22 protein-coding genes and 1 riboswitch are annotated in these 23442 nt (G+C 71.2%); of the genes, 15 read left to right on the top strand and 7 right to left on the bottom strand.

Annotated elements, in window-relative coordinates; genetic code table 11:
* Positions 1 to 122 precede the first annotated feature (122 nt).
* The 3 genes from ABII15_RS06445 to ABII15_RS06435 all read left to right on the top strand — a co-directional run bounded on the left by ABII15_RS06445 (position 123) and on the right by ABII15_RS06435 (position 3999).
* A complete protein-coding gene (locus ABII15_RS06445) occupies positions 123 to 1598 on the top strand; it encodes an amino acid permease (protein ID WP_353941304.1) in 1476 nt (491 codons plus the stop codon).
* Positions 1599 to 1608: 10 nt separating this feature from the next.
* Positions 1609 to 2061, top strand: coding sequence for an Lrp/AsnC family transcriptional regulator (locus tag ABII15_RS06440; RefSeq protein WP_353941303.1), 453 nt, complete (start codon positions 1609 to 1611; stop codon positions 2059 to 2061).
* 243 nt (positions 2062 to 2304) lie between these two features.
* Positions 2305 to 3999 carry an NAD(P)/FAD-dependent oxidoreductase gene (locus tag ABII15_RS06435; protein ID WP_353941302.1) on the top strand — a complete coding sequence of 565 codons (1695 nt, stop codon included), beginning with the start codon at positions 2305 to 2307 and terminating at the stop codon, positions 3997 to 3999.
* 215 nt (positions 4000 to 4214) lie between these two features.
* Here ABII15_RS06435 and ABII15_RS06430 read toward each other — a convergent pair whose 3' ends face one another.
* Positions 4215 to 4448 carry a hypothetical protein gene (locus tag ABII15_RS06430; protein WP_353947328.1) on the bottom strand — a complete coding sequence of 78 codons (234 nt, stop codon included), beginning with the start codon at positions 4446 to 4448 and terminating at the stop codon, positions 4215 to 4217.
* Positions 4449 to 4505: 57 nt separating this feature from the next.
* Between ABII15_RS06430 and ABII15_RS06425 the strand changes: the two genes are divergently transcribed.
* Positions 4506 to 6233, top strand: a complete 1728-nt coding sequence (locus ABII15_RS06425) for a RecQ family ATP-dependent DNA helicase (protein WP_353941301.1) — start codon at positions 4506 to 4508, stop codon at positions 6231 to 6233.
* A gap of 9 nt (positions 6234 to 6242) precedes the next feature.
* On the opposite strand, the gene ABII15_RS06420 is transcribed toward ABII15_RS06425, so the two are convergent.
* From ABII15_RS06420 to ABII15_RS06405, 4 genes are all read right to left on the bottom strand, one after another.
* Positions 6243 to 6914 carry a DUF4232 domain-containing protein gene (locus tag ABII15_RS06420; protein ID WP_353941300.1) on the bottom strand — a complete coding sequence of 224 codons (672 nt, stop codon included), beginning with the start codon at positions 6912 to 6914 and terminating at the stop codon, positions 6243 to 6245.
* Positions 6915 to 7132: 218 nt separating this feature from the next.
* Positions 7133 to 8062, bottom strand: coding sequence for an LLM class F420-dependent oxidoreductase (locus tag ABII15_RS06415; RefSeq protein WP_353941299.1), 930 nt, complete (start codon positions 8060 to 8062; stop codon positions 7133 to 7135).
* 96 nt (positions 8063 to 8158) lie between these two features.
* Entirely contained in the window at positions 8159 to 8881 is a 723-nt protein-coding gene (locus tag ABII15_RS06410; RefSeq protein ID WP_353941298.1) for a DUF5995 family protein, read from the bottom strand.
* Positions 8882 to 9055: 174 nt separating this feature from the next.
* Positions 9056 to 10444, bottom strand: a complete 1389-nt coding sequence (locus tag ABII15_RS06405) for a solute carrier family 23 protein (protein ID WP_353941297.1) — start codon at positions 10442 to 10444, stop codon at positions 9056 to 9058.
* A gap of 191 nt (positions 10445 to 10635) precedes the next feature.
* Between ABII15_RS06405 and ABII15_RS06400 the strand changes: the two genes are divergently transcribed.
* Entirely contained in the window at positions 10636 to 11091 is a 456-nt protein-coding gene (locus tag ABII15_RS06400; protein WP_353941296.1) for a thioesterase family protein, read from the top strand.
* Here the strand turns inward: ABII15_RS06400 and ABII15_RS06395 are convergent.
* Positions 11054 to 12274: an MFS transporter gene (locus tag ABII15_RS06395; RefSeq protein WP_353941295.1), complete on the bottom strand. Its 1221-nt coding sequence runs from the start codon at positions 12272 to 12274 to the stop codon at positions 11054 to 11056. The genes ABII15_RS06400 and ABII15_RS06395 overlap by 38 nt on opposite strands.
* A gap of 116 nt (positions 12275 to 12390) precedes the next feature.
* Here ABII15_RS06395 and ABII15_RS06390 point away from each other — a divergent pair, with 116 nt between their 5' ends.
* The 10 genes from ABII15_RS06390 to ABII15_RS06345 all read left to right on the top strand — a co-directional run bounded on the left by ABII15_RS06390 (position 12391) and on the right by ABII15_RS06345 (position 21471).
* The gene (locus ABII15_RS06390) at positions 12391 to 13554 is read left to right on the top strand and encodes an ROK family transcriptional regulator (RefSeq protein ID WP_353941294.1); all 1164 of its coding nucleotides are present in this window, start codon (positions 12391 to 12393) and stop codon (positions 13552 to 13554) included.
* A gap of 255 nt (positions 13555 to 13809) precedes the next feature.
* Positions 13810 to 13940: riboswitch (FMN riboswitch) on the top strand.
* A gap of 162 nt (positions 13941 to 14102) precedes the next feature.
* A complete protein-coding gene (locus tag ABII15_RS06385) occupies positions 14103 to 14717 on the top strand; it encodes a riboflavin synthase (protein WP_353941293.1) in 615 nt (204 codons plus the stop codon).
* A complete protein-coding gene (locus ABII15_RS06380; RefSeq protein WP_353941292.1) occupies positions 14714 to 15355 on the top strand; it encodes a nicotinamide mononucleotide transporter family protein in 642 nt (213 codons plus the stop codon). The genes ABII15_RS06385 and ABII15_RS06380 overlap by 4 nt, the downstream gene beginning before the upstream one ends.
* A complete protein-coding gene (locus tag ABII15_RS06375; RefSeq protein WP_353941291.1) occupies positions 15352 to 16641 on the top strand; it encodes a bifunctional 3,4-dihydroxy-2-butanone-4-phosphate synthase/GTP cyclohydrolase II in 1290 nt (429 codons plus the stop codon). The genes ABII15_RS06380 and ABII15_RS06375 overlap by 4 nt, the downstream gene beginning before the upstream one ends.
* 40 nt (positions 16642 to 16681) lie before the next feature.
* Positions 16682 to 17167, top strand: a complete 486-nt coding sequence (gene ribH, locus ABII15_RS06370) for a 6,7-dimethyl-8-ribityllumazine synthase (protein ID WP_353941290.1) — start codon at positions 16682 to 16684, stop codon at positions 17165 to 17167.
* A 34-nt stretch (positions 17168 to 17201) separates the two neighbouring features.
* The gene (locus tag ABII15_RS06365; protein WP_111665608.1) at positions 17202 to 17474 is read left to right on the top strand and encodes a phosphoribosyl-ATP diphosphatase; all 273 of its coding nucleotides are present in this window, start codon (positions 17202 to 17204) and stop codon (positions 17472 to 17474) included.
* 56 nt (positions 17475 to 17530) lie between these two features.
* The gene (gene hisG / locus ABII15_RS06360; protein WP_353941289.1) at positions 17531 to 18379 is read left to right on the top strand and encodes an ATP phosphoribosyltransferase; all 849 of its coding nucleotides are present in this window, start codon (positions 17531 to 17533) and stop codon (positions 18377 to 18379) included.
* Between the two features lie 7 nt (positions 18380 to 18386).
* Positions 18387 to 18842: a PH domain-containing protein gene (locus ABII15_RS06355; RefSeq protein ID WP_353941288.1), complete on the top strand. Its 456-nt coding sequence runs from the start codon at positions 18387 to 18389 to the stop codon at positions 18840 to 18842.
* A gap of 215 nt (positions 18843 to 19057) precedes the next feature.
* Positions 19058 to 20398: a hemolysin family protein gene (locus tag ABII15_RS06350; protein WP_353941287.1), complete on the top strand. Its 1341-nt coding sequence runs from the start codon at positions 19058 to 19060 to the stop codon at positions 20396 to 20398.
* On the top strand, positions 20395 to 21471 hold the full coding sequence (locus ABII15_RS06345) for a hemolysin family protein (RefSeq protein WP_353941286.1): 1077 nt from the start codon (positions 20395 to 20397) through the stop codon (positions 21469 to 21471). The genes ABII15_RS06350 and ABII15_RS06345 overlap by 4 nt, the downstream gene beginning before the upstream one ends.
* A gap of 48 nt (positions 21472 to 21519) precedes the next feature.
* On the opposite strand, the gene ABII15_RS06340 is transcribed toward ABII15_RS06345, so the two are convergent.
* A complete protein-coding gene (locus ABII15_RS06340) occupies positions 21520 to 23391 on the bottom strand; it encodes an AAA family ATPase (RefSeq protein WP_353941285.1) in 1872 nt (623 codons plus the stop codon).
* Positions 23392 to 23442: the final 51 nt, after the last annotated feature.

Here is a 23442-nt window from a genome sequence, read left to right as displayed (position 1 = left end):
TCATCCGCTGTACGTGGCATGGCGGGGGACGGCCTGCTCGGCGGTCCCCGGCCAGGGTGAGGACCGTCACGTCTCCTTGTTGTCACGGCCGACTCCACCGGCAGCGATCAAGGAGCCAGCGCGTGCTCGACCAGGGAACCCCACCCGCAGCAGGAACCCCCACCGGGCTCGGCGCCCGTCTCATGCGGCGCAAGCCCGTGGAACGCCTGGTCGCGGAGGGCGGCCAGGGCGAGGGCGGCACCCTGCGGCGCTCGCTCGGCCTCTGGCAGCTGACCATGATCAGCATCGGTGCCACGCTCGGCACCGGCATCTTCGTCGTCCTCGGCGAGGCGGTCCCGAAGGCCGGACCCGCGGTCACCCTCTCCTTCGTGATCGCCGGCCTGACCGCGCTCTTCTCGGCCCTCTCCTACGCGGAACTGGCCGGGACCATCCCGGTCGCGGGCTCCTCGTACTCGTACGCATACGCAACGATGGGCGAGCTGGTCGCCTGGGTCTGCGGCTGGTGTCTGATCCTGGAGTACGGGGTCTCGGTCGCCGCCGTCGCCGTCGGCTGGGGCGAGTACCTCAACGAACTGCTCGACGGCACGATCGGCGTCACCATCCCGGACGCGCTCTCCGCGCCGCCCGGCGACGGCGGCGTCTTCAACCTGCCGGCCCTCATCGTCGTGCTCCTCGCGATGGCCTTCCTGCTCGGCGGCGCCCGCGAGTCCGCCCGCGCCAACACGATCATGGTCGTCGTGAAGATCGTCTCACTGCTGCTCTTCTGCGCCATCGGCCTCAAGGGCTTCCAGTCCGGCAACTACGCGGACTTCATGCCGCTGGGCATGGCCGGGGTCAGCGCGGCCGGCGCCACGCTCTTCTTCTCCTACATCGGCTTCGACGCCGCCTCCACCGCGGGCGAGGAGGCGAAGAACGCCCAGCGCGACCTGCCCCGCGCGATCATGCTCTCGCTGGTCATCGTCACCGCGCTGTACGTGCTCGTCGCCGCGGTCGCCGTCGGCGCCCGGCCCTGGAAGCAGTTCGACGACACCGAGGCCACCCTCGCCGGGATCATGCAGGACGTCACCGGCCAGTCGTTCTGGGCGACCCTGCTCGCCGCGGGCGCCGTCATCGCGATCGCGTCGGTCGTGCTGACCGTCCTCTACGGCCAGACCCGCATCCTGTTCGCCATGGCCCGCGACGGCCTGGTGCCGAAGACCTTCGCCCGGGTCCACCCGAAGACCGGCGCGCCGCGCGCCAACACGGTCATCGTGTCGCTGTTCTGCGGGGTGCTGGCCGCCGCGATCCCGCTGGGCCAGCTCGCCGACGCCACCAGCATCGGCACGCTCTTCGCGTTCGCCCTGGTCAACGTCGCCGTGGTGCTGCTGCGCCGGACCCGCCCCGAGATGAACCGCACCTTCCGGGTGCCGCTCTTCCCGGTCCTGCCGGTCCTCGGCTTCGGCTTCTGCGTGTGGATGATGGGCAGTCTGTCCGCGATCACCTGGATCGTCTTCGGTGTCTGGATGGCCGTCGGCCTCGTGTTCTACTTCTGCTACGGGATGCGTCGCTCCCGTCTCGCCGCCCCGGAAGTCACCGCTGACCCCGCAGCCCAGAAGTGAACCTCCTGCCTTGCTGAACGATCTCGACGAACGCATCGTGCACGCCCTCGCCGAGGACGCCCGCCGCTCCTACGCCGACATCGGCCAGCTGGTCGGCCTGTCCGCGCCCGCCGTGAAGCGCCGCGTGGACCGGCTGCGGGCCACCGGCGCCATCACCGGCTTCACCGTACGGGTCGACCCGGCCGCGCTCGGCTGGGAGACCGAGGGGTTCATCGAGGTCTACTGCCGCCGCAACACCTCGCCGGACGCGATCCGGCGGGGCCTGGAGCGGTATCCGGAGATCGTGGCCGCGTCCACCGTCACCGGGGACGCGGACGCGCTGGTGCAGGTCTTCGCCTCCGACATGCGGCACTTCGAGCGGGTCCTGGAGCGGATCGCGGGGGAGCCGTTCGTGGAACGCACCAAGTCCGTGCTCGTCCTGTCCCCGCTGATGCGCCGCTTCACGTCGGGGGCACCGGCCTGACCCGGCGCGGGGCCCGCGTACGCGAAACGCCGTCCGGGCCGCCCGGCGCGCAATGAATCGCCGTTTCCGGCGCCTCGTACGCAACAGATCGCACACGGAGACGCAACAGTCCCGTCTTGTCCCGCTGATCTGCGGAAACGTACCGTTTTCGAGGCCCGCCGATCTGTCGCGGACCGCACCCCTCAGCTCGCCCAGGCCGGGCCCGCTCCTGCCTGAACCGCGTCCGCAAGGAGTCCGCACCCCATGACGTCCACGGTGCCCACCGCCGTCCAGCACACCGACGCCCAGCCGCCGATCACCATGTTCGGACCGGATTTCCCGTACGCGTACGACGACTTCCTCGCGCACCCGGCGGGTCTGGGCCAGATACCGGCGACCGAGCACGGCACCGAGGTCGCCGTCATCGGCGGCGGCCTCTCGGGCATCGTCGCCGCCTACGAGCTGATGAAGATGGGCCTCAAGCCCGTCGTGTACGAGGCCGACCGGATCGGCGGGCGGCTGCGGACCGTGGGGTTCGACGGCTGTGACCCGGCACTGACCGCCGAGATGGGCGCGATGCGCTTCCCGCCGTCCTCGACGGCGCTCCAGCACTACATCGACCTCGTGGGCCTGGAGACCCGGCCGTTCCCGAACCCGCTCGCCGAGACGACTCCGTCGACCGTCGTCGACCTCAAGGGCGAGAGCCACTACGCCGAGACCATTGACGACCTGCCGCAGGTCTACCGCGATGTCGCCGCCGCGTGGAACGCCTGCCTGGACGAGGGCGCCGACTTCTCCGACATGAACCAGGCGATGCGCGAGCGGGACGTGCCGCGCATCCGGGAGATCTGGGCGAAGCTCGTCGAGAAGCTCGACAACCAGACGTTCTACGGGTTCCTGTGCGAGTCGGAGGCGTTCAAGTCGTTCCGGCACCGGGAGATCTTCGGCCAGGTCGGCTTCGGCACCGGCGGCTGGGACACCGACTTCCCGAACTCGATCCTGGAGATCCTGCGCGTCGTCTACACCGAGGCCGACGACCACCACCGCGGCATCGTCGGCGGCTCGCAGCAGCTGCCGCTGCGGCTGTGGGAGCGCGAGCCGCAGAAGCTCGTGCACTGGGCGCCGGGCACGTCCCTCGCCGCACTGCACCCCGAGGGCGAGCCGCGTCCCGCCGTGACCCGGCTGTCGCGCACCGCGGGCAACCGCGTCACCGTGACCGACGCCGAGGGCGACATCCGCACGTACAAGGCCGCGATCTTCACCGCCCAGTCGTGGATGCTGCTGTCGAAGGTGGCGTGCGACGACGCGCTCTTCCCGATCGACCACTGGACCGCCATCGAGCGCACCCACTACATGGAGTCCAGCAAGCTGTTCGTCCCCGTGGACCGGCCGTTCTGGCTGGACAAGGACGAGACGACCGGCCGGGACGTCATGTCGATGACGCTCACCGACCGCATGACGCGCGGCACGTACCTGCTCGACGACGGGCCGGACCGGCCGGCCGTGATCTGCCTCTCCTACACGTGGTGCGACGACAGCCTCAAGTGGCTGCCGCTGTCCGCGAACGAGCGGCTCGAAGTGATGCTGAAGTCGCTCGGCGAGATCTATCCGAACGTCGACATCCGCAAGCACATCATCGGCAACCCGGTGACCGTGTCCTGGGAGAACGAGCCCTACTTCATGGGCGCGTTCAAGGCGAACCTGCCCGGCCACTACCGCTACCAGCGCCGGCTCTTCACCCACTTCATGCAGGACACGCTGCCGGCCGACCGGCGCGGGCTCTTCCTCGCCGGTGACGACATCTCCTGGACGGCCGGCTGGGCCGAGGGGGCGGTGCAGACCGCGCTGAACGCCGTGTGGGGCGTCATGCACCACCTGGGCGGGGAGACCGACGCGGCCAACCCGGGACCGGGTGACCTGTACGAGTCGATCGCTCCGGTCGAACTGCCGGAGGACTAGGAGTCGTTCCTCGGGTCACTCGCGTCACCGCGGGCACCACGTCCTGCGCGCATCCGTCGAGATCTCATGAAAGTTGCAGGCGTGCGCGGGTGGTTGTGGGGCAACCGTGCCTGCGGAAGACATCGATACGAGCGAGAGAGGCGGTGGGTGAGAGTGATAAAGGCGGTGACGGACGTGTTTTCGGCGGCCTTTTCCCTCCGCACTCGCCCCTCCCTTTAATTCTCTTCCGTGGCCGCATATGCGGTGTCGGCCGGGGTACGCGGAGAAAGCTCGTAGAAAACGACTCGACGAATGGAATCGTGATGATTGTTATCGGACTGATCCTGCTGATCATCGGGCTGCTCGTGGGCATGGGCCTCCTGACGACCATAGGTGGAATCCTGATCCTGGTCGGCGCGATCCTGTGGATTCTCGGTGCCACCGGTCGGGCCGTCGGCGGGCGAAAGCATTACTTCTAGTCTCCAGTCGTGATCGCGGCCCGGCCGCCCTTCTCTCTCTGGAGAACCATGCCGCTCAAGACCATGACCCTCCGGCGGCGCCTTCGGCGCGGTGCCCGTGACGTGTTCGGCTGGAAACAGCTGAGACCGGCACAGCTCGACGCGATGAGCGCCGTCCTGTCGGGTCGGGACACCATGGTCGTGATGCCGACGGGCGCCGGGAAGTCCGCCGTCTACCAGGTGCCCGGCGTCCTCTTGAGCGGGCCGGTCGTGGTCGTCTCACCGCTGATCGCGCTCCAGCGCGATCAGGTGGCCGCACTCACCGGGGCGCGCGGGCGCCCCGGTGCGCGGGCCATCAACTCGGCGCAGGGCGACCGGGCCAACGAGGACGCCTGGGAGCGGATGCGCGAGGGCGACCTGGACTTCCTGTTCGTCTCGCCCGAGCAACTGGCCAAGGACGAGGTCGTCGCCGGGATCGCCGCGGCGCGCCCGGCGCTGCTGGCGGTCGACGAGGCCCACTGCGTGTCGACGTGGGGTTACGACTTCCGGCCCGACTACCTCGCTCTCGGGGACGTGCGCGAGCGGATCGGCCGGCCACCCCTGCTGGCCCTGACCGCGAGCGCGGCGGCACCGGTGCGCACCGACATCATCGAACGCCTCGGAATGCGCGAGGTCCATCAGGTGATCGCCGGTTTCGACCGCCCCAACCTTCACTTGGAAGTCGTCCGGCACCAAAAGGACGCGGAAAAGCGCCGCTGGGTCGTGGAACGCGCGTCCGCCGAGGCGAAACCCGGAATCATCTACACCGGCACGCGCCGGGAGGCCGAGCAGTACGCCGCGGAACTGTCCGATCTTGGATTCGACAGCGCCGCCTATCACGCCGGACTTTCCCGTGCTGAACGCACGGGCACTCACGAGAAATTCAGCGACGGCACGCTCGACGTCGTCGTCGCCACGTCGGCCTTCGGAATGGGAATCGACAAAGCGGATATCCGTTTTGTGCTGCACGCCACCGTGCCCGGCTCACTGGACGCCTACTACCAGGAGATAGGCCGCGCGGGCCGCGACGGCGATCCGGCGGCCGCGATCCTCGCGTACCGGCCCGAGGACCTCTCCGCCCAGCGCTATCGCGCGGGCGGCCGGCCCGAGGCGGACACGCTCCTGCGGCTGATGGACGCGGTGCGCGCCCACAAGGACGGTGTCTCCGGCACGGTCCTGCGCGAGGAGACGGACCTGTCCCAGACGGCGCTGACCTCACTGCTGCACCTCCTGGAGGAGGCGGGCGGCATCCGGTTCGCCGCGAAGGGCGTCGTCCACGCGGTCCCGCGCGCCCGGCGCGACACGTGCGCCGAGGAGGCGCTGCGCATCGCGGGCGCCCGCGTCCGGCTGGAGCGGTCGCGGCTCGAGATGATGCGGTCGTACGCGGAGACCGACGGCTGCCGCCGGCGTCATCTGCTGGGCTACTTCGGCGAACGGCCCCGGAAGCGGAACTGCGGGAGCTGCGACGTGTGCGTCCCCGCCCGTCCGGGATCCGCTGCCCGCGGGCCGCGACCCGGCGTGCTGGCCGGCACCGGAGGCACGACGCCCCGCCAGGACGAACCGCACGACGACGTGTTCCTCCCGGGACAGCGGGTGCGGCACACGTCCTGGGGGGAGGGCGAGGTCATGAGCCAGGAGGGGGACCACGTCACGGTGCTGTTCTCCGACGCCGGGTACCGCACCCTCTCGCTCACCGCGGTCACCGAGCGGGGCCTGCTGGCACCGGCCGCGGGAGACGGCGGCAAGACCTCGGCGTGACGGGCCGGTTCACTGCTTGCCGGTGCCGACGGGGTCCACGGTGACACCGCCCGAGGGCTTGTCGGAGGCCGGCAGGTTCAGGGAGACGGGAAGCGTCCTGGAATGGGTCTCGTTCGGGGGCGTCACCACGAGGCTGGTGATCGTCACGCCGGAGCCGCCCGTGTTGTTGGGCGTGTAGTGCAGGTGGAAGCGGGTCTCCTCGCCGTTCTTGAGGACGACCGAGACCGGGGCGACGCCGGTGCGTCCGGCGCTGATGCTGCCCCCGCCGTTGCCCGCCTTGAGGTCGACGCCGGGGAAGCCCTTGAGGTAGCAGGCGTCACTGGTGTTCTTCATGGCGACCATGAAGTCGCCCTCACCCATGCCGTGCGCGGTGCTGAAGCTGAGGTTCGCGGTCCTGCAGGGCCCGGTGTTGATCTGGCCCCCGCCGCTGCCCGGGGCGTCGTCGTCCGACGAGCCGCTCCCCGTGGCGGACGTCGAGCCTCCCGCCGAGGACGTCCCGGACGAGGAGGCCGACGAGGACGACGAGGACCCGGCGGACGAGGACGTAGAAGCCGAGGACGACGAGGAGGCGGCGGCGGAGTCGTTCGAGGCCGACGCCGCGTCACCGTCGTCCTGGCAGGCGGTGAGGGCGAGGCCGGCGGTCAGGGCGACGGCGGCGAGGGCGAACTTCTGGGCGCGCATCGTGGCTTCCTTCGTGGTCGGTGACGGCCGCCCGGCGTGAGCGGCTCACTGATCATCAAGACTCACCGGCCGCGCGGCCCGTTCCACCCTCCACCTTCCCCATACATGTCTGTTACACGCGACACGGGAAGGCGGTGGTGGAACGGGTTTTCCTCGGATCCCCGTCCGGCCCACCGGCACCGTTTCGTGACACGGCCGCCCTTGACCTGTGGAAACGGTCAGACGCCCGCGGCCCGCGCCTTCTCGTAGACCTCCGCCGCCACGTCCTTCAGCTCCTCGGCGTCGCGCAGCGGACCCTGGAGGTCGATCAGGATCTCGTCCAGGCCCACCTCGTCGTGCGCCACCAGGTCCTCGACGATCTGGTCGACGCTGCCCTGGAACGGGCGGCGGTCGTCCCCCGTGTACGGCTCGCGCGTGCGCACCGTGTTCACCCGCAGCACGCTCTGCAGCGGCTCCGTACGACCGCGCTCCTCGGCCAGCTCCCGCAACTGCGCCCACTGCCGCTTCAGCGGCTCGGCCCCCATCCCCACCGGCATCCAGCCGTCCGCCCGGTCGACGAGCCGGCGCCGTGCCTTCGGGCTGCTCGCCGGGAGCAGGATCGGCACCGGCCGGACCGGCTTGGGGCCGACCACAGACGGGGCGATCGTCGTCAGCTCGCCCTCGTACGCGACCGGGTCCGGACCCCACACCGCACGGCACACCTCGATCAGCTCGTCGAGGACCCGGCCGCGCCGCTCGAAGGGCGCCACGCCCGCCGCCGCGTACTCGTCGTGCGACCAGCCCGTGCCGAGCCCCGCCACCACCCGGCCCCCGCTCGCCGCGTCCAGCGAGGCCAGCGACCGCGCCAGCTGGAACGGCACGTGCAGCGGCGCCACCAGCACACTGGTGCCGAGGCGCGCGGTGGAGGTGGCCGCCGCGGCGAGCGTGAGCGAGACCAGCGGGTCGGCGACCGAGCGGTATCCGTCGGGCCACGGCATCCCGGGTATCCCGTACAGCCCCTGCCGGGCGGGCTCGGGATAGAGGATCCGCTCGAAGACCCACAGGCTCTCGTAACCGGTCGCCTCGGCGGCGCGCGCCACGTCGGGGATGTCGCGGCCGATGGCGTACTGCCTCATCTGCGGGAGTCCGAGTCCGAGTCGGGTCGTCATACAGGTCTCCTTCGTCGCGTACGTGTGCGATACAACGGTTTCGTGTCGTCAACGTATGGGCGCGGCAGCGGAGTTCCGGATCCGGAACGGCCGGTTTCAGCCGGGGAAGGCGGGCAGCGGGGTGAGCAGCATGCGGCCGACCAGGCCCGCCGACGCGTCCAGGCGCTGGGCGAACTCGGTGTGGAGCGCGGGCAGTTCACGCAGGGCCCACAGGGCGCGGGCCGCCGCCCACGCCCCGTCGCGGGCCCGCTCCAGGCTCCAGGAGCCGAGCAGGTGGGTGAGCGGATCGGCGATCTGGAGGAGATCGGGGCCCGGCATCAGTTCCTCGCGGATGCGCTCCTCCAGCGAGACGAGGACATCGCCGACGCGGTCGAACTCGTCCTCCAGGGCGGCCGGTTCGCAATCGAGCGCGCGGCAGGTGTCCACGACGGCCAGGGCGAGATCGTGGCCGATGTGCGCGTTGATGCCCGCGAGCGCGAACTGCAGGGGGCGCACTCCGGGATGGCTGCGGAACTGCAACAGCGGCCGCCAGCAGGCCGGGGGCCGCACCTCGACCGCCGCCGCGTCGACCGCCGTCAGATACCGCTCGGCGAACCGGACGTCCAGCGCGACCGCCGCCCCACGGTCCGGAAACCCTCCGTGTGCACCCTGGTCGATGGCGTGATCCACGGCTTCCGTGACGGACAGATAGATTCGGTTGAAGACCGCCACGCCGTCCTGCGGCGGCAGATGCGCGGCGACCGCCCGCATCCGTGCGATCACCGAATCGACTCCTTGGGCCGGGATGCGCGCCCCTGTGATGCGTTCCAACTGCGCCATGCACGAAGCGTCCCAGCCCTCGGCCGACCCGGGCGTCGGCTGGCCCGGGGCTTCCCCGAAACGAGGGAACGGCCGCCGGGAGGCCGGGGATTCGGACGGCGGCAGAGGAAAGCCGGGCGGGTTCACGCCCGGCTGTGCCTACGAGAGTGCGGCTGCCCGAGCCGCCGTGTCGCCCTACCGCCCGTCGGCGGTCTTCTCGTCGTACGTGGACGTGCCCTGGTCGAGCAGCGGCTCCTGCTGCTTGAGGTGCGCGGGGGCCATCGCGCGCAGCGCGTGATAGCCGGTGATGACCACGATCGTGCCGAGGGCGATGCCGCTCAGCGAGAAGTTGTCGGTGAACTTCAGGGAGACGTTGCCGACGCCGATGATGATGCCCGCGGCGGCCGGCACCAGATTCAGCGGGTTGCGCAGATCGACCTTGGCGTTGATCCAGATCTGCGCGCCGAGCAGGCCGATCATGCCGTAGAGGATGACGGTGATGCCGCCCAGCACGCCGCCCGGGATCGCGGCCACGATCGCGCCGAACTTCGGGCACAGGCCGAAGAGCAGCGCGAAGCCGGCCGCCGCCCAGTAGGCCGCCGTGGAGTAGACGCGGGTCGCGGCCATCACGCCGATGTTCTCGGAGTACGTGGTGTTGGGCGGGCCGCCCACGGCGGTGGAGAGCATCGACGCGACGCCGTCGGCGGAGATCGCGGTGCCCAGCTTGCCGTCGAGGTTGTCGCCGGTCATCTCGCCGACGGCCTTCACGTGCCCGGCGTTCTCCGCGATCAGCGCGATGATCACCGGCAGCGCGACGAGGATCGCCGACCACTCGAACGACGGGGCGTGGAAGGAGGGCAGTCCGATCCAGTCGGCCTTGCCCACGCCGGACAGGTCCAGGCGCCAGTGGTCCACGGCCTGGGCGCCGCCGTTGGTCGAGTGGATCTTGCCGAAGATCTCGTCGAGCAGCCACGAGAGCACGTAACCGAAGATCAGGCCGAGGAAGATCGCGATCCGGGACCAGAACCCGCGCAGGCACACCACGGCCAAACCGGTGAACAGCATCACGAGCAGCGCCGTCCACTGGTCGGTCGGCCAGTACGTGGAGGCCGTGACCGGGGCCAGGTTGAAGCCGATCAGCATGACGGCCGCGCCGGTCACGATCGGCGGCATCGCGGCGTGGATGATCCGCGCCCCGAACTTCTGCACCGCCAGACCGACGAAGAAGACCAGCACGCCCACGACGAAGACCGCGCCGGTGACCGTGGCGCTGGAGCCGCCCGAGGCCCGGATGACGGCGGCGACGCCGACGAAGGAGAGCGAACAGCCCAGATAGCTGGGCACCCGGCCGCGCGTGGCCAGCAGGAAGATGACCGTCGCGACACCGGACATCATGATCGCGAGGTTCGGGTCGAGACCCATCAGGACCGGGGCCACGAAAGACGCGCCGAACATCGCGACCACGTGCTGGGCGCCGAGCCCGATCGTGCGCGGCCAGGAGAGCCGCTCGTCGGGCCGGACGACGGCACCCGGGGCCGGGACCTTGCCGTCCCCGTGCAGTTTCCAGCGGACGCCGAGGTCCATGTGCGCACTCTGCTTTCTGTGGCCTGAAACGATCGGCCTCATGTTAGTGCGACGTAAGTACGCGTTCTCGTCGTGCCCGCCGCACGGCCCGAGGGCGGCTGAGGCGCAGGTCACGCCAGTCTGCTGAGCGTTTGCTTAGCTCGTCGCCGTACGATGACGCTCCCACCCGCACCGCACCAGGAGCCCCATCCGTGACCGCCGTCGCCCCCGACCTCCAGCCCGGCAGCACCGGCCGCCTCGTCCCCGTCCAGGTCCACTTCGACGACCTCGACGCACTCGGCATGCTGCACAACGCCCGCTACCCGGTCCTCGTCGAGCGCGCCTGGACGACCCTGTGGAACGAGCGCGGCCTCGTCTTCGAGGGCGACTGGGACGCGGCCGGCGACTTCTGCAACGCGGTCAAGGAACTCACCGTCAGCTACGAGGCCCCGGTCCTGCGCCCGGGCGCGTACGCCGTGCACCTGTGGATCGAGCGGCTCGGCAACACCGGCCTGACCTACGGCTTCCGCTTCTGCTCGGCCGACGGCGCGACCACCTACGCGCGCGGGACGCGCGTCCTGGTCCGGCTCGACCCGGGGACGCTGCGCCCCACCCGCTGGAGCGACCGGTTCAGGACTTGCGCACAGGATCTGCTGCCGCGGGACTGACCTGCTCCGGCACCTTCGCCCGGGTCCGGTCACCGGCGCGCAGCACCCCCGCGAACACCACGAGCCCGCAGGCCAGCACGGTGACCACACCGAACGACACCACCAGGCTCGTCGTCTCGGCGATCGTGCCGATCGCGGACGGCGCGACGAGCCCCGAGGTGTACGTGATCGTGGCGACACCGGCGATGGCCTGGCTCGGGTTCGGCCCGCTGCGCCCGGCCGCCGCGAAGGCGAGCGGCACGACCACCGCGATGCCGAGGCCGAGCAGCCCGAATCCGGCCATGGCGACGACCGGGTTCGGCGCGACGACCACCATCAGGGCGCCGAACGCCGCGCCGATTCCGCTGATCCGCACGGTGCGCACCGCCCCGAACCGGTCCACGACCCGGTCGCCCGCGATCCGCGCGATCGCCATGGTCAGGGTGAAGCCCGTGGTGCAGGCGGCCGCGAGCCCCGCCGACGTGTCGAGCACGTCCTTCAGATAGACCGCCGACCAGTCCAGGCTCGCGCCCTCGGCGAAGACCGCGCAGAACCCGACCGCGCCGATCAGCAGGGCGGACTTCGGCGGCAGCGCGAAGCGCGGCGGCGGCTCCTCGTCCTCCGTCGGCCGCAGATCGAGCACCCACCGGCAGGCGACGAACCCGGCGACGGTCAGCACCCCGGCGGCGAGCACGTGGTGCAGCCGGGCGTCCGCGCCCAGGTGCGCGGCGAGGGTGCCGCCCGCCGAACCGATCAGGGCGCCCGCGCTCCACATGCCGTGCAGCCCCGACATGATCGACTTGTCCAGCCGGGTCTCGACCTCCACGCCGAGGGCGTTCATCGCCACGTCCGACATGCCGGCCGTCGCCCCGTAGACGAACAGGGCCACGCAGAGCGTGAGCAGGTTCGGCGCGAGGGAGGGCAGGGTCAGCGCCAGCGTCCACAGCGCGAGCAGCCCGCGCAGCGCGGTCCTGGCCCCGAACCGGTGGCTGATGCTGCCGGCCAGCGGCATCGCCACGGAGGCGCCGATCGCCGGGAAGGCGAGGGCGAGTCCGAGCTGGCCCGCGCTGACGCCCGCGTGCTCCTGGATCCAGGGCACCCGGGTCGCGAACGAACCGGTCACGGCCCCATGGACGCAGAAGACGGTCGCGACGGCGTACCGCGCCCGCTTCAACTCCCTTGTTCCGTATATGACTTCACTCATGTCGCGGGCCCCTCCCGGTGTGTCCCCATGCTCGTTCCTCACGGTGCCGCCGTAAACTATCAGGAACCCTGCCTGATAGTTAACCTGTTTCCGCCGCCGAGCCGTAGGATCCCGCCATGCCCGCATCGCCGAGGACCGCCCGAGCCATCAACGACCGGCTCGCGCTGCGCTTCCTCCAGGAGGAGGGGCCGCTCACCGCGGGCCAGCTCAAGGAGCGCACCGGACTGTCCCGGCCCACCGTCGCCGACCTCGTCGAACGCCTCACGGCCTCCGGCCTCGTCGCGGTCGTCGGGGAGGCCGGGGCGCAGCGCCGCGGCCCGAACGCCAAGCTGTACGGGATCGTCGCCGACCGCGCCCATCTCGCCGCCCTCGACGTGCGCACCGAAGGGGTCCGGCTCGTCGTCGCCGACCTGCTCGGCACCGTCCTGGCGGAGGCGTCCGCCCCCGTCGCCGAGGGGGAGGAGACCGGGGCCGCCGTCGAGCGCGCCGTCGCCCTCCTGGAACGCACCGCCAAGGAGGTCGGCGCCGGACCCCTGCACACCGTCGGCGTCGGCGCCCCCGGGCTCATCGACCCCGCGACCGGCGAGCTGCGCGACTCCTCCGGCCTGCCCGAATGGCACCGCCGGCTGATCGCGGCCCTCCAGGAACGGCTCCCCGCGCGCGTCCTCGTGGAGAACGAGACGAACCTCGCCGCCCTCGCCGAACAGCGCGACGGCGCCACCCGGGACCGCGACACCTTCGTGCTGCTGTGGCTCGGACTCGGCATCGGCGCGGCCGTCGTCCTGGACGGCAGGCTGCGCCGTGGGGCCTCCGGCGGTACCGGGGAGGTCGGGTTCCTGCCGGTGCCGGGTACCGGCGGGGTGCCGTCCGCCGTGAACTGTGACGGAGGCTTCCATTCGCTGGCCGGCTCGGCCGCGATCCTCGAACTCGCCGCCGGGCACGGGCTCGTGGGGCCGGGGGAGCCCGTGGCACGGGCCGCCGAGGTCGTCCGCGCCGCCGTGGCCTCCGGCGCGGACCGGTTCCTCGACGTTCTGGCCGACCGGGTGGTGCTGGGCGCTGCCGCTGTCGTGGCCGTGCTCGATCCCGGGTGCGTGGTGCTCGCCGGGGAGGTGGGCCGGGCGGGCGGTGACGTGCTCGCCGAGCGGGTTGCCGCGCGGCTCGCCGTGATGTCGCCGCTGGCCACCGAGGTGCGGGCGGGGGAGTTGGGGGGTGGGGCCGTGTTGCGCGGGGCCCTGCTCATGGCGCGGGAGGCTGCGCAGGAGGTCGTGTTCGCGCCGTAGGGGTGCGCTTGCTTCGACGTCCGCGGCTCTCGTCGTGGCTGGTCGCGCAGTTCCCCGCGCCCCTGAAGCGAGCGAAGCTCGCTGTTCAGGGGCGCGGGGAACTGCGCGAGAAGCCCCCACCGAGCCGCAGACGAACAACCAGCCGCGGTATTCCCGATCGCCGGAAGAAACCATCGCTCGGGGCTGTGAGTCAGCCCACAGCAAGCGTATGCATGCACATCGACAGGACGTGGCAGACTGGACGCGTACCAGAAGCAGCGCACTCCGGGGTCGGTGAAAGTCCGAACCGGCGGTTACAGTCCGCGACCCGGTCACGTCCAGTGGCCGGTTGACCAGGTGAAATTCCTGGACCGACGGTTAAAGTCCGGATGGGAGGCAGTGCGCGGCGGGCGGGCACCACAGGTGCGCGTCGCCGGCTGTTTCACCGTTCCCGCAAGGGACCGGTGTCGAACACGGCGTCGCCGTTCCCGGTGTCGCTGTCCGTACGTTCTGTCGTCGTCGTACGACAGTGCCCCGGAGTCCAGGCCCCAAGAGGGAGGACCCGGGAAGTGTTCACCGGAATCGTCGAAGAGCTGGGCGAGATCACCGCCGTCGAGATGCTCGATGACGCCTGTCGCTTCCGTGTCCGTGGCCCCGTCGTCACCGAAGGCGCCCAGCACGGAGACTCCATCGCCGTCAACGGCGTGTGCCTCACCGTGGTCGAGCACGGGGACGGCGAGTTCACCGCCGACGTCATGGCGGAGACCCTCAAGCGCTCCAGCCTCGGCGCCCTCGCCGTCGGCTCCCGCGTCAACCTCGAACGCCCGATGGTGGCCGACGGCCGCTTCGGCGGACACATCGTGCAGGGGCACGTCGACGGCACCGGCACGATCGTCGACCGCACCCCCTCCGAGCACTGGGAGATCGTCAAGATCTCGCTCCCCGCGGAGCTGTCCCGCTACGTCGTCGAGAAGGGCTCGATCACGGTCGACGGCGTCAGCCTCACCGTCGTCGAGGCCGCCTCCGACTACTTCACCATCAGCCTCATCCCCACCACGCTCGCGCTGACCACGCTCGGCATCAAGCAGCCCGGCGACCCGGTCAACCTCGAGGTCGACGTCATCGCCAAGTACGTCGAGCGGATGCTCGGGGACCGCCGGGGCACGCAGGGGGGCACCAAGTGAACTGGCTCAACACCGAGGCGTTCACGGCCTTCGGGCAGCACATCCTGTGGTCCGACATGATCGGCAACACCTTCGGTCTGATCGCGCTCGCGCTCGGCTGGAAGCGCTCCATATGGACCTGGCCCGTGCAGTTCGTCTCCGGCCTGATCCTCTTCGGCGCCTTCGCCGGACACCTCACCGGCAGCGCCGGCAAGCAGGTCGTGGTCATGGTCGTGGCCGCCATGGGCTGGGCCGCCTGGGTCCGCGGCCGCAAGCAGGCGCAGGACGGCACCATCGCCGTGCGCTTCGCCACCTGGAAGGAGCGCGGCCTGATGGTCCTCGCCGGCGCCGCCGGCACGGTGGCCGTCGCGCTGCTCTTCAAGGCCTACCCGAGCCTGTCCTGGGACCCGTGGCCGGACGCTTACATCTTCGTCGGCACGGTCGTCGCCATGTACGCCCAGGCGCGCGGCATGGTCGAGTTCTGGTTCGCCTGGCTGCTGGTCGACGCCGTCGGCGTCCCGCTGAACTTCGCCAACGGCTACGCCTTCTCCGGCTTCGTCTACGTCATCTACGGCGCGCTCGTCCTGTGGGGCATGCGCGACTGGTGGCTGCGGTCCCGCGCGGCCTCCGCCCCCGCTCTGGAAGGAGCGCACGCATGAGCACCGCACCCCACCTGTACGAGGTCTCCCAGGACACCGACCTCTCCCTCGACCCGGTCGAGATGGCGATCCGCGACATCGCCGCGGGCCGCCCCGTCGTGGTCGTCGACGACGAGGACCGGGAGAACGAGGGCGACCTGATCGTCGCCGCCGAGAAGATCACGCCCGAGATCGTCGCCTTCATGATGAGCGAGTGCCGCGGCCTGATCTGCGCCCCCATGGAGGGCGCCGAACTGGACCGGCTCGACCTGCCGCAGATGGTCGGCGACAACACCGAGTCGATGCAGACCGCCTTCACCGTCTCCGTCGACGCCTCCGGCGCCCACGGCGTCACCACCGGCATCTCGGCCGCCGACCGCGCCGCCACGCTCCGGCTGCTCGCCTCCGGCACGGCCCGCGCGGGCGACTTCGTGCGGCCCGGCCACATCTTCCCGCTGCGCGCCAGGGAAGGCGGCGTCCTCGTCCGCAACGGCCACACCGAGGCAGCCGTCGACCTCGCCCGGCTCGCGGGTCTGCGCCCGGCCGGCGCCATCGTGGAGATCGCCGGCGAGGACGGCGTCATGCTGCGGCTGCCCGAGCTGATCCCGTTCGCCCGCAAGCACGGCCTGACGATCATCTCCATCGAGGACCTGATCGCGTACCGCAAGAGCGCCGAGCCCACCGTCAAGCGCGAGGCGACCGTCCAGCTCCCGACCGCCTTCGGCGAGTTCACGGCGTACGGCTACCGCTCCACGGTCGACGGCGTCGAGCACGTCGCCCTGGTCCACGGCGAGGTCGGTGACGGTGACGACATCCTCGTACGGATCCACTCCGAGTGCCTGACCGGCGACATCTTCCACTCGCTGCGCTGCGACTGCGGCCCCCAGCTGGAGGAGTCCATGCGCCGCGTCGTCGAGGCCGGCCGCGGCGTCGTCGTCTACCTGCGCGGCCACGAGGGCCGCGGCATCGGCCTGCTGTCCAAGCTGCGCGCCTACGAACTCCAGGAGCAGGGCCGCGACACCCTCGACGCCAACCTGGAACTCGGCCTGCCCGCCGACGCCCGCGACTACGCGGCCGGCGCCCAGATCCTCCACGACCTCGGCGTGCGCAGCCTGCGCCTGATGACCAACAACCCCGACAAGACCGACGCCCTGACCCGGCACGGCCTGAAGGTCACCGCCCGCGAGCCGATGCCCGTCACGGCCGGCGAGCACAACCTCCGCTACCTGCGCACCAAGCGGGACCGGATGGGCCACGACCTGCCCTGGCTGGACGCGCCCCGCACGTCCGCCTGCAACAACCAGTGATCGACCGTCGAACCAGTTACGTACACACGAGGAGAAGCGCGTGAGCGGCAAGGGTGCACCCGAACTGAGCGTGGAGAACTGCGGCGACCTGCGGGTCGCCGTCATCGCCGCCCAGTGGCACGAGAAGGTCATGGACGGACTCGTCGACGGCGCCCTGCGGGCCCTGAACGAGCTGGGCATCAGCGAGCCCACCGTGCTGCGCGTCCCCGGCAGCTTCGAGCTGCCGGTCGTCGCCAAGCGCCTCGCCGACCGCGGCTACGACGCGATCGTCGCGCTCGGCGTCGTCATCCGCGGCGGCACCCCGCACTTCGAGTACGTGTGCCAGGGCGTCACCCAGGGCCTCACCCAGGTCTCCGTCGACACCGGCGTCCCCGTCGGCTTCGGCGTGCTGACCGTCGACACCGAGGAGCAGGCCCTGGACCGCGCGGGCCTGGCGGGCTCCAACGAGGACAAGGGACACGAGGCCGTCACCGCCGCCGTCGCCACCGCGACCACGCTGCGTACCATCGCCGAGCCCTGGCGTTAGGGGCCGGGGAGAGCCGCGTAAAGTAGGCACCACCATGTCCAATAAGACGTTCGAGGAGCTCTTCACCGAGCTCCAGCAGAAGGCCGCCACCGGCGACCCCGCCACTTCCCGCACCGCTGAGCTGGTCGGCAAGGGTGTCCATGCCATCGGCAAGAAGGTCGTCGAGGAGGCCGCCGAAGTCTGGATGGCCGCCGAGTACGAGGGCAAGGACGCCGCCGCCGAGGAGATCTCGCAGCTGCTCTACCACGTCCAGGTGATGATGGTCGCCCGCGGCATCTCCCTCGACGACGTGTACGCCCATCTCTGAGCCGCAGTCTCAGCCCGTTCGTTCAACTCCCTGATCACGCAAAGGAATCCCGCCTCATGCTGCGCATCGCCGTCCCCAACAAGGGTTCACTGTCCGGACCTGCGTCGGCGATGCTGCATGAGGCCGGATACCGCCAGCGCAAGGAGTCCAAGGAACTCGTCACGGTCGACCCGGACAACGAGGTGGAGTTCTTCTACCTCCGCCCCAAGGACATCGCGATCTACGTGTCCTCCGGCAAGCTCGACATCGGCATCACCGGACAGGACCTGCTGATCGACTCGGGCGCCGACGCCGAGACCATCCTGCCGCTCGGCTTCGCCCGCTCCACCTTCCGCTTCGCCTCCCGGCCCGGCGCGGTCAAGGACCTCGCCGACCTCGCGGGCCGGACGATCGCGACCTCCTACGAGGGCATCGTCGGCAAGTACCTCGCCGAGAACGGCGTCGACGCCTCCGTCGTCCACCTCGACGGCGCCGTCGAGACCGCCATCGAGCTGGGCGTCGCCGACGCCATCGCCGACGTCGTCGAGACCGGCACCTCGCTGCGCAACGCGGGCCTGGAGGTCTTCGGCGACCCGATCATGAAGTCCGAGGCGTGCGTCGTCCGCCGCACCGGCGCCGACACCGACAACCCCAAGGCACAGCAGTTCCTGCGCCGCCTCCAGGGCGTCCTCGTGGCCCGCTCCTACGTGATGATGGACTACGACTGCCGCGCCGAGCACCTGGAGCGGGCCGTCGCCCTCACCCCCGGCCTGGAGTCGCCGACCGTCTCGCCGCTGCACAACGAGGGCTGGGTCGCCGTGCGCGCCATGGTCCCCACCAAGGACGCGCAGCGGATCATGGACGACCTGTACGACCTCGGCGCGCGGGCCATCCTGACGACGGCCATCCACGCCTGCCGCCTCTGAGGACACCGTGACCACCACCCCGGAAGCCCTGCCCAGCCTGCCCGTCACCTTCAGGCCGGGGCGCACCCGCGTGATCCTGCACACGCTCGGCGCCGCCTCCTTCGTCACGATCACCGTCGTCGCGCTCGTCCTCGGCGGGATGAGCCCGGCGGAGAAGACCAGCTTCGTCTTCACGGCGGCGCTGTTCTGGGGCGTCCTCGGCCTGCTGGCCCGCCCCAAGGTGGTCGCCGACGGCGAGGGCGTCACCGTCGTCAACATCGCGCGCAGCCGCCGCCTGTCCTGGGCGGAGATCGTCCAGGTCAACCTGCGTCCCGGCGACCCGTGGGTGTTCCTCAACCTCACCGACGGCACCAGCATGGCCGCCATGGGCATCCAGCCCGGCCTCGCCAGGAAGACCGCGATCCGCGACGCCAGGGCCCTGCGCGCCCTGACGGACGCGGCCCACACCCAGCCTCAGAACTGACTCGGGCGCCCGGCCCCTGACGCCTCGCCCCCACAACTGATTAATCTGTTGGCAGGGCGTGCGTCGAGTGCCGCCCCGCCCCGGCCCGACCGTCCGGGGTTCCTGCTAACCGAGGAGTGACTCCCTCCAGCGATGGACGGATCGTCCGGTAGTACCTGCGCCGCCCCCTCCCGACATAGCGCGACCCGCTCGCGTACGTCCCCGGAGGCGGCGGCATGACCATCCCGTTGCTGCTTCTCGCGGCCGCCTTTCTTCTCATCCTCGCCAACGGCTTCTTCGTGGCGGCCGAATTCGGCCTCGTCACCGTGGAACGCCCCGACGCCGAGCAGGCCGCGGCAGCGGGCGACAAGCGCGCCCGCACCGTCGTGAGCTCCCTGAAGGAACTCTCCTTCCAGCTCTCCGGCACCCAGCTCGGCATCACCATCACCTCCCTGGTCGTCGGCATGCTCGCCGAGCCGGCCCTCGCCGAGCTGCTGCGCGGCCCGTTCACCGCCGTCGGCGTGCCCGAGGGCGCGGTCGGCGGAGTGTCCGTCGTCGTCGGCATGCTGCTGGCCTCGGCCGTGCAGATGGTGATCGGCGAACTCGTGCCCAAGAACTGGGCGGTGTCGAAGCCGCTCCAGGTGGCCCGCTTCGTGGCCGGCCCGCAGTCGGTCTTCGCCCGGCTGTTCCGCCCGGTCATCGCTCTGCTCAACACCGTCGCCAACCGGCTCGTCCGGGCGCTCGGCGTCGAACCCGCCGACGAGCTGGCCTCCGCCCGCACCCCCGGCGAACTGGTCTCCCTGGCCCGGCACTCCGCGCAGGCCGGCGCCCTGGAGCAGGACACCGCCGACCTGTTCGTGCGCACCCTCTCGCTGGGCGAGCTGACCGCCCAGCACGTCATGACACCGCGGGTGAAGGTCAGCGCGCTCCAGTCCTCCGCGATGGCCGAGGACGTGGTCAACCTGACCCGTGCCACCGGCCTGTCCCGCTTCCCCGTCTACCGGGAGCGGATCGACGAGGTCATCGGCGTCGTCCACCTCAAGGACGCCCTCGCCGTGCCCGCGCACGAGCGCCTGCGCACCCCGGTGAGCCGGATCGCCCAGGCCCCGCTGCTGATCCCCGAGACGCTCCCGGTCCAGCCGCTCCTCGCCCAGCTGCGCAGCGAGCAGCCGATGGCCGTGGTCGTCGACGAGTACGGCGGCACCGCCGGGGTCGTCACCCTGGAGGACATCGTGGAGGAACTCGTCGGCGAGGTCCGCGACGAGCACGACGGCCTCGACCTCCCCGAGCTGGCCACCGCGCCGCCGGAGGACGGCCGCCCCGCCTGGGACGCCGACGGCGGATGCCGCGTCGACATCCTGCGCCGCATAGGTCTCGACGTCCCCGAGGGCCCCTACGAGACGGTGGCCGGCCTCGTCGCCGACCTCCTCGGCCGCATCCCGGCCCCCGGCGACAAGGCCGAACTCCCGGGCTGGAAGCTCTCGGTCCGCCAGGTCGACCACTACCGTGCCGAGCGGGTCCGCATCGTCCGCACCGCGGACGCCGCGCCGGCCGCAGTCCTGGAGGCGGCCCGATGAGCGCCCTGCAACTCTTCTTCGCCGCCCTCCTGGTCCTGGCCAACGGCTTCTTCGTCGGAGCCGAGTTCGCCCTGGTCTCGGTCCGCCGCAGCCAGATCGAACCGATCCCCGGCAACCGCGCCCGCCAGGTCCTGTACGGGCTCGAACACCTGCCGCAGATGATGGCGGCGGCCCAGTTCGGCATCACCGTCTGCTCGCTGACCCTCGGCGCGGTCGCCGAGCCGACCGTCGCCAAGCTCCTGGAACCGCTCTTCGAGGCGATCCACCTGCCGCACGGCGTCATCCACCCGCTGGGCTACGTCATCGCGCTCGCCGCGGTGGTCTTCTTCCACCTCGTCATCGGCGAGATGGTCCCGAAGAACTTGGCGATGGCCGCGCCCGAGAAGACCGCGCTGTGGTTCAGCCCGGGTCTCGTCGCCTTCGCCCGCCTGTGCAAGCCGATCACGCTGGCGCTCGGCGCCTGCGCGCGGCTGATCCTCAGGCTCTTCCGGGTCGAGCCCAAGGACGAGGTCGAGGCGGTCTTCACCAGCGAGCAGCTCAACCGCCTCGTGGAGGACTCCGGGCAGGCCGGTCTCCTCGACCCCGAGGAGCAGGAACGCCTGGAGGACGCCCTGGAACTGGGCTCGCGCCCGGTCATGGACGTCCTGCTGCCCAAGGCGTCACTGGTGACGGTCGGCCCGTCGGTCACCCCGGCGGAGGTCATCGCCCTCACCGCCCGCACCGGCTACTCCCGCTTCCCGATCTGCGCGGACACCGGCGCGTTCATGGGCTACCTGCACGTGAAGGACGTCCTCGACCTGATCGAGGGCCCCGACACCGACCGGGCCGTCCCGCAGCACGTCTGGCGTCCCATGACGACCCTGCGCGCGGAGCTGCCCCTGGACGACGCGCTCACGGTGATGCGCCGCGCGGCCACCCACCTGGCGCAGGTCGCGGACGCCTCGGGGCGGGTCCTGGGGCTCGTCGCGCTGGAGGACGTCCTGGAACTCCTGGTCGGCGAGGTCAGGGACCCGGCCCACCGGGACGAGCCGGTGGTACCCCCGGCGCGCACCCGGCAGGGCGTACCCGCCTGACCGTCGTCGTGCGGGACGCGTCCTCGGACGCGTCCCGCACGCACGCCGTCAGAGCCCGCCGGGCCCCCGCCCCGACAGCACCTCGCCGTACGCCTGCATGAGGTCCGGCAGCCGCAGCGTGGCCAGGTCGTCCCGGGACGGCTCCGTCAGATAGCCGGTCAGCCGCAGATCGCGGTAGGCGCAGGACTTCTCGTACAGGGTGCGCAGGAACCGCCCGTTGCCCAGCTCGTCGATCCAGCCCTGGTCGACCACGTGCCCGGCGATGGAGCGCAGCTCGTCCAGGGCCTCCTCGTCCCACACGTCCCCGTTCTCCGCGGCGAGGACCTCGCCGATCGAGGTCAGCTCCAGGGGGCGGTACGAGGGGAAGTCGACCCGCGTCGTGAAGCGCGAGGACAGCCCCGGATTGGCGGCGAGCAGCCGGTCCATGCCCTCCGGATAGCCGGCGAGGATCACCACGAGATGGTCGCGGTTGTCCTCCGCGCGCTTCAGCAGCACCTGAAGGGCCTCGTCGCCGTACGCGTCGCCCTTTCCGTACCCCGAGTTGGACAGCGCGTACGCCTCGTCGACGAAGAGCACCCCGCCCATCGCCGAGTCGATCAGCTCGTTCGCCTTGACCGCGGTCTGGCCCAGGTACTCGCCGACCAGATCGGCCCGCTGCGCCTCCACCAGATGGTCGCCGCCCAGCAGCCCGAGCGCGTAGAACACCCGGCCGAGGATGCGGGCGACCGTCGTCTTGCCGGTGCCCGAGGGGCCGGAGAAGACGAAGTGCCGCTTGGGCGGCTGCACCGGCAGGCCCTGCCCGGCCCGCAGCCGCGCCATGTTGAGCTGCGCCGACAGCGCCTTGACCTGCCGCTTGACCGGTTCGAGGCCGACCATCGACTCCAACTCCGCGAGGGCCTCCTCGAGCAGGCTCGGATCGGCGGGGCCGGGCGGCAGCGGCGCCGCCGTCACCGGCACCACCGCCTTCTCCCTGACCATGTCGGCATCGTCCGCCCCGGCGCCGCCCGGCGGCGGCAGATCCGGCTCGGACACCTTCAGGTCGCGGCCGTCGCCGACGAACAGCGGATCGACGGACTCCCCGCCGTCCAACCCGTCCTGAAAACCCGTCAGGGACATCGGGGCCAGGTCGGTGCCGTCCGTGAAGTCCGCGTACCCGTCCCCCTCGGTGATCGCCGCGAGCCGCGCCGCGGTGTCCATGAACGCGGGATCGACCCGGTGCACGGCCCGGTACAGCGGCAGCGCGGCCGCCGAACGCCCGGTGCCCTCATGGGCGCGCGCCAGCCAGTACCGCAGCTCCTTGCGCTGCGGCTGCTCGCTGCGGCAGCGCATCAGCGCCGAGGAGAGCAGCGGCTCGGCCTGGCCGTACATGTCGAGGCGCACCCGCGCCATCCCGCCGAAGAGGCCGGCCTCGATCCCGAGCATGGGATCGTCGACCAGCGGGTCCGTGTGCCGGACCAACTGCTCCCAGTCCTTGACCAGATAGGCCCGGCACGCGTGCAGGAACCGCACCTGCCGGTCCGCGTCGACCGGCGGCAGCGTGGCCAACGCCCGGTCCAGATCCGGGACATGGCGGCCGTCCAGCCAGTGCGAGGCGTGCGCGAGCAGCAGGTCGCGCGGATGTTCAAGGACCGGCTGCACCCACCAGCCCAGCCAGTACCAGGAGTTGAGGGTGCGCCGGTGCCGGGTGCGCTGCTCGCCGAACCGCTCGCGGTGCCGGAACATCCGCAGCAGCGCCGTCGTCGTGTCGATGCGCAGGGCGTGCAGGCCGAGCCAGCCGTCCGCCATCCCCGGATCCATCCGCACGGCGGCCCGGAACTCCTCCTCCGCCTGCGGATACGCGCCCATCGTGTAGGCGTCGACGCCCCGCAGCCAGGCGAGGTCGGCCGGGCCCGTCGGTGGTGCCCCAGTGCCGAAGCTCATCACGTCCCCCACACGCCGTGCCCCCGATGAACCTGATCCCGCCCTTAACCA

The organism is Streptomyces sp. HUAS MG91 (genome assembly GCF_040529335.1).
In the GTDB taxonomy this organism is placed as follows: Bacteria; Actinomycetota; Actinomycetes; order Streptomycetales; family Streptomycetaceae; genus Streptomyces; species Streptomyces tabacisoli.
This window is presented reverse-complemented; position numbering and strand designations above follow the sequence as displayed.

Bases quoted from the DNA above. Each gene is read 5' to 3' on its own strand.
- hisG (WP_353941289.1), top strand. From the start codon at position 17,531: ATGCTGCGCATCGCCGTCCCCAACAAGGGTTCACTGTCCGGACCTGCG.
- ABII15_RS06365 (WP_111665608.1), top strand. From the start codon at position 17,202: ATGTCCAATAAGACGTTCGAGGAGCTCTTCACCGAGCTCCAGCAGAAG.
- ABII15_RS06350 (WP_353941287.1), top strand. From the start codon at position 19,058: ATGACCATCCCGTTGCTGCTTCTCGCGGCCGCCTTTCTTCTCATCCTC.
- ABII15_RS06390 (WP_353941294.1), top strand. From the start codon at position 12,391: ATGCCCGCATCGCCGAGGACCGCCCGAGCCATCAACGACCGGCTCGCG.
- ABII15_RS06340 (WP_353941285.1), bottom strand. From the start codon at position 23,391: ATGAGCTTCGGCACTGGGGCACCACCGACGGGCCCGGCCGACCTCGCC.
- ABII15_RS06425 (WP_353941301.1), top strand. From the start codon at position 4,506: ATGCCGCTCAAGACCATGACCCTCCGGCGGCGCCTTCGGCGCGGTGCC.
- ABII15_RS06415 (WP_353941299.1), bottom strand. From the start codon at position 8,062: ATGACGACCCGACTCGGACTCGGACTCCCGCAGATGAGGCAGTACGCC.
- ABII15_RS06345 (WP_353941286.1), top strand. From the start codon at position 20,395: ATGAGCGCCCTGCAACTCTTCTTCGCCGCCCTCCTGGTCCTGGCCAAC.
- ABII15_RS06405 (WP_353941297.1), bottom strand. From the start codon at position 10,444: ATGGACCTCGGCGTCCGCTGGAAACTGCACGGGGACGGCAAGGTCCCG.
- ABII15_RS06395 (WP_353941295.1), bottom strand. From the start codon at position 12,274: ATGAGTGAAGTCATATACGGAACAAGGGAGTTGAAGCGGGCGCGGTAC.
- ABII15_RS06375 (WP_353941291.1), top strand. From the start codon at position 15,352: ATGAGCACCGCACCCCACCTGTACGAGGTCTCCCAGGACACCGACCTC.
- ABII15_RS06420 (WP_353941300.1), bottom strand. From the start codon at position 6,914: ATGCGCGCCCAGAAGTTCGCCCTCGCCGCCGTCGCCCTGACCGCCGGC.
- ABII15_RS06410 (WP_353941298.1), bottom strand. From the start codon at position 8,881: ATGGCGCAGTTGGAACGCATCACAGGGGCGCGCATCCCGGCCCAAGGA.
- ABII15_RS06435 (WP_353941302.1), top strand. From the start codon at position 2,305: ATGACGTCCACGGTGCCCACCGCCGTCCAGCACACCGACGCCCAGCCG.
- ABII15_RS06430 (WP_353947328.1), bottom strand. From the start codon at position 4,448: ATGCTTTCGCCCGCCGACGGCCCGACCGGTGGCACCGAGAATCCACAG.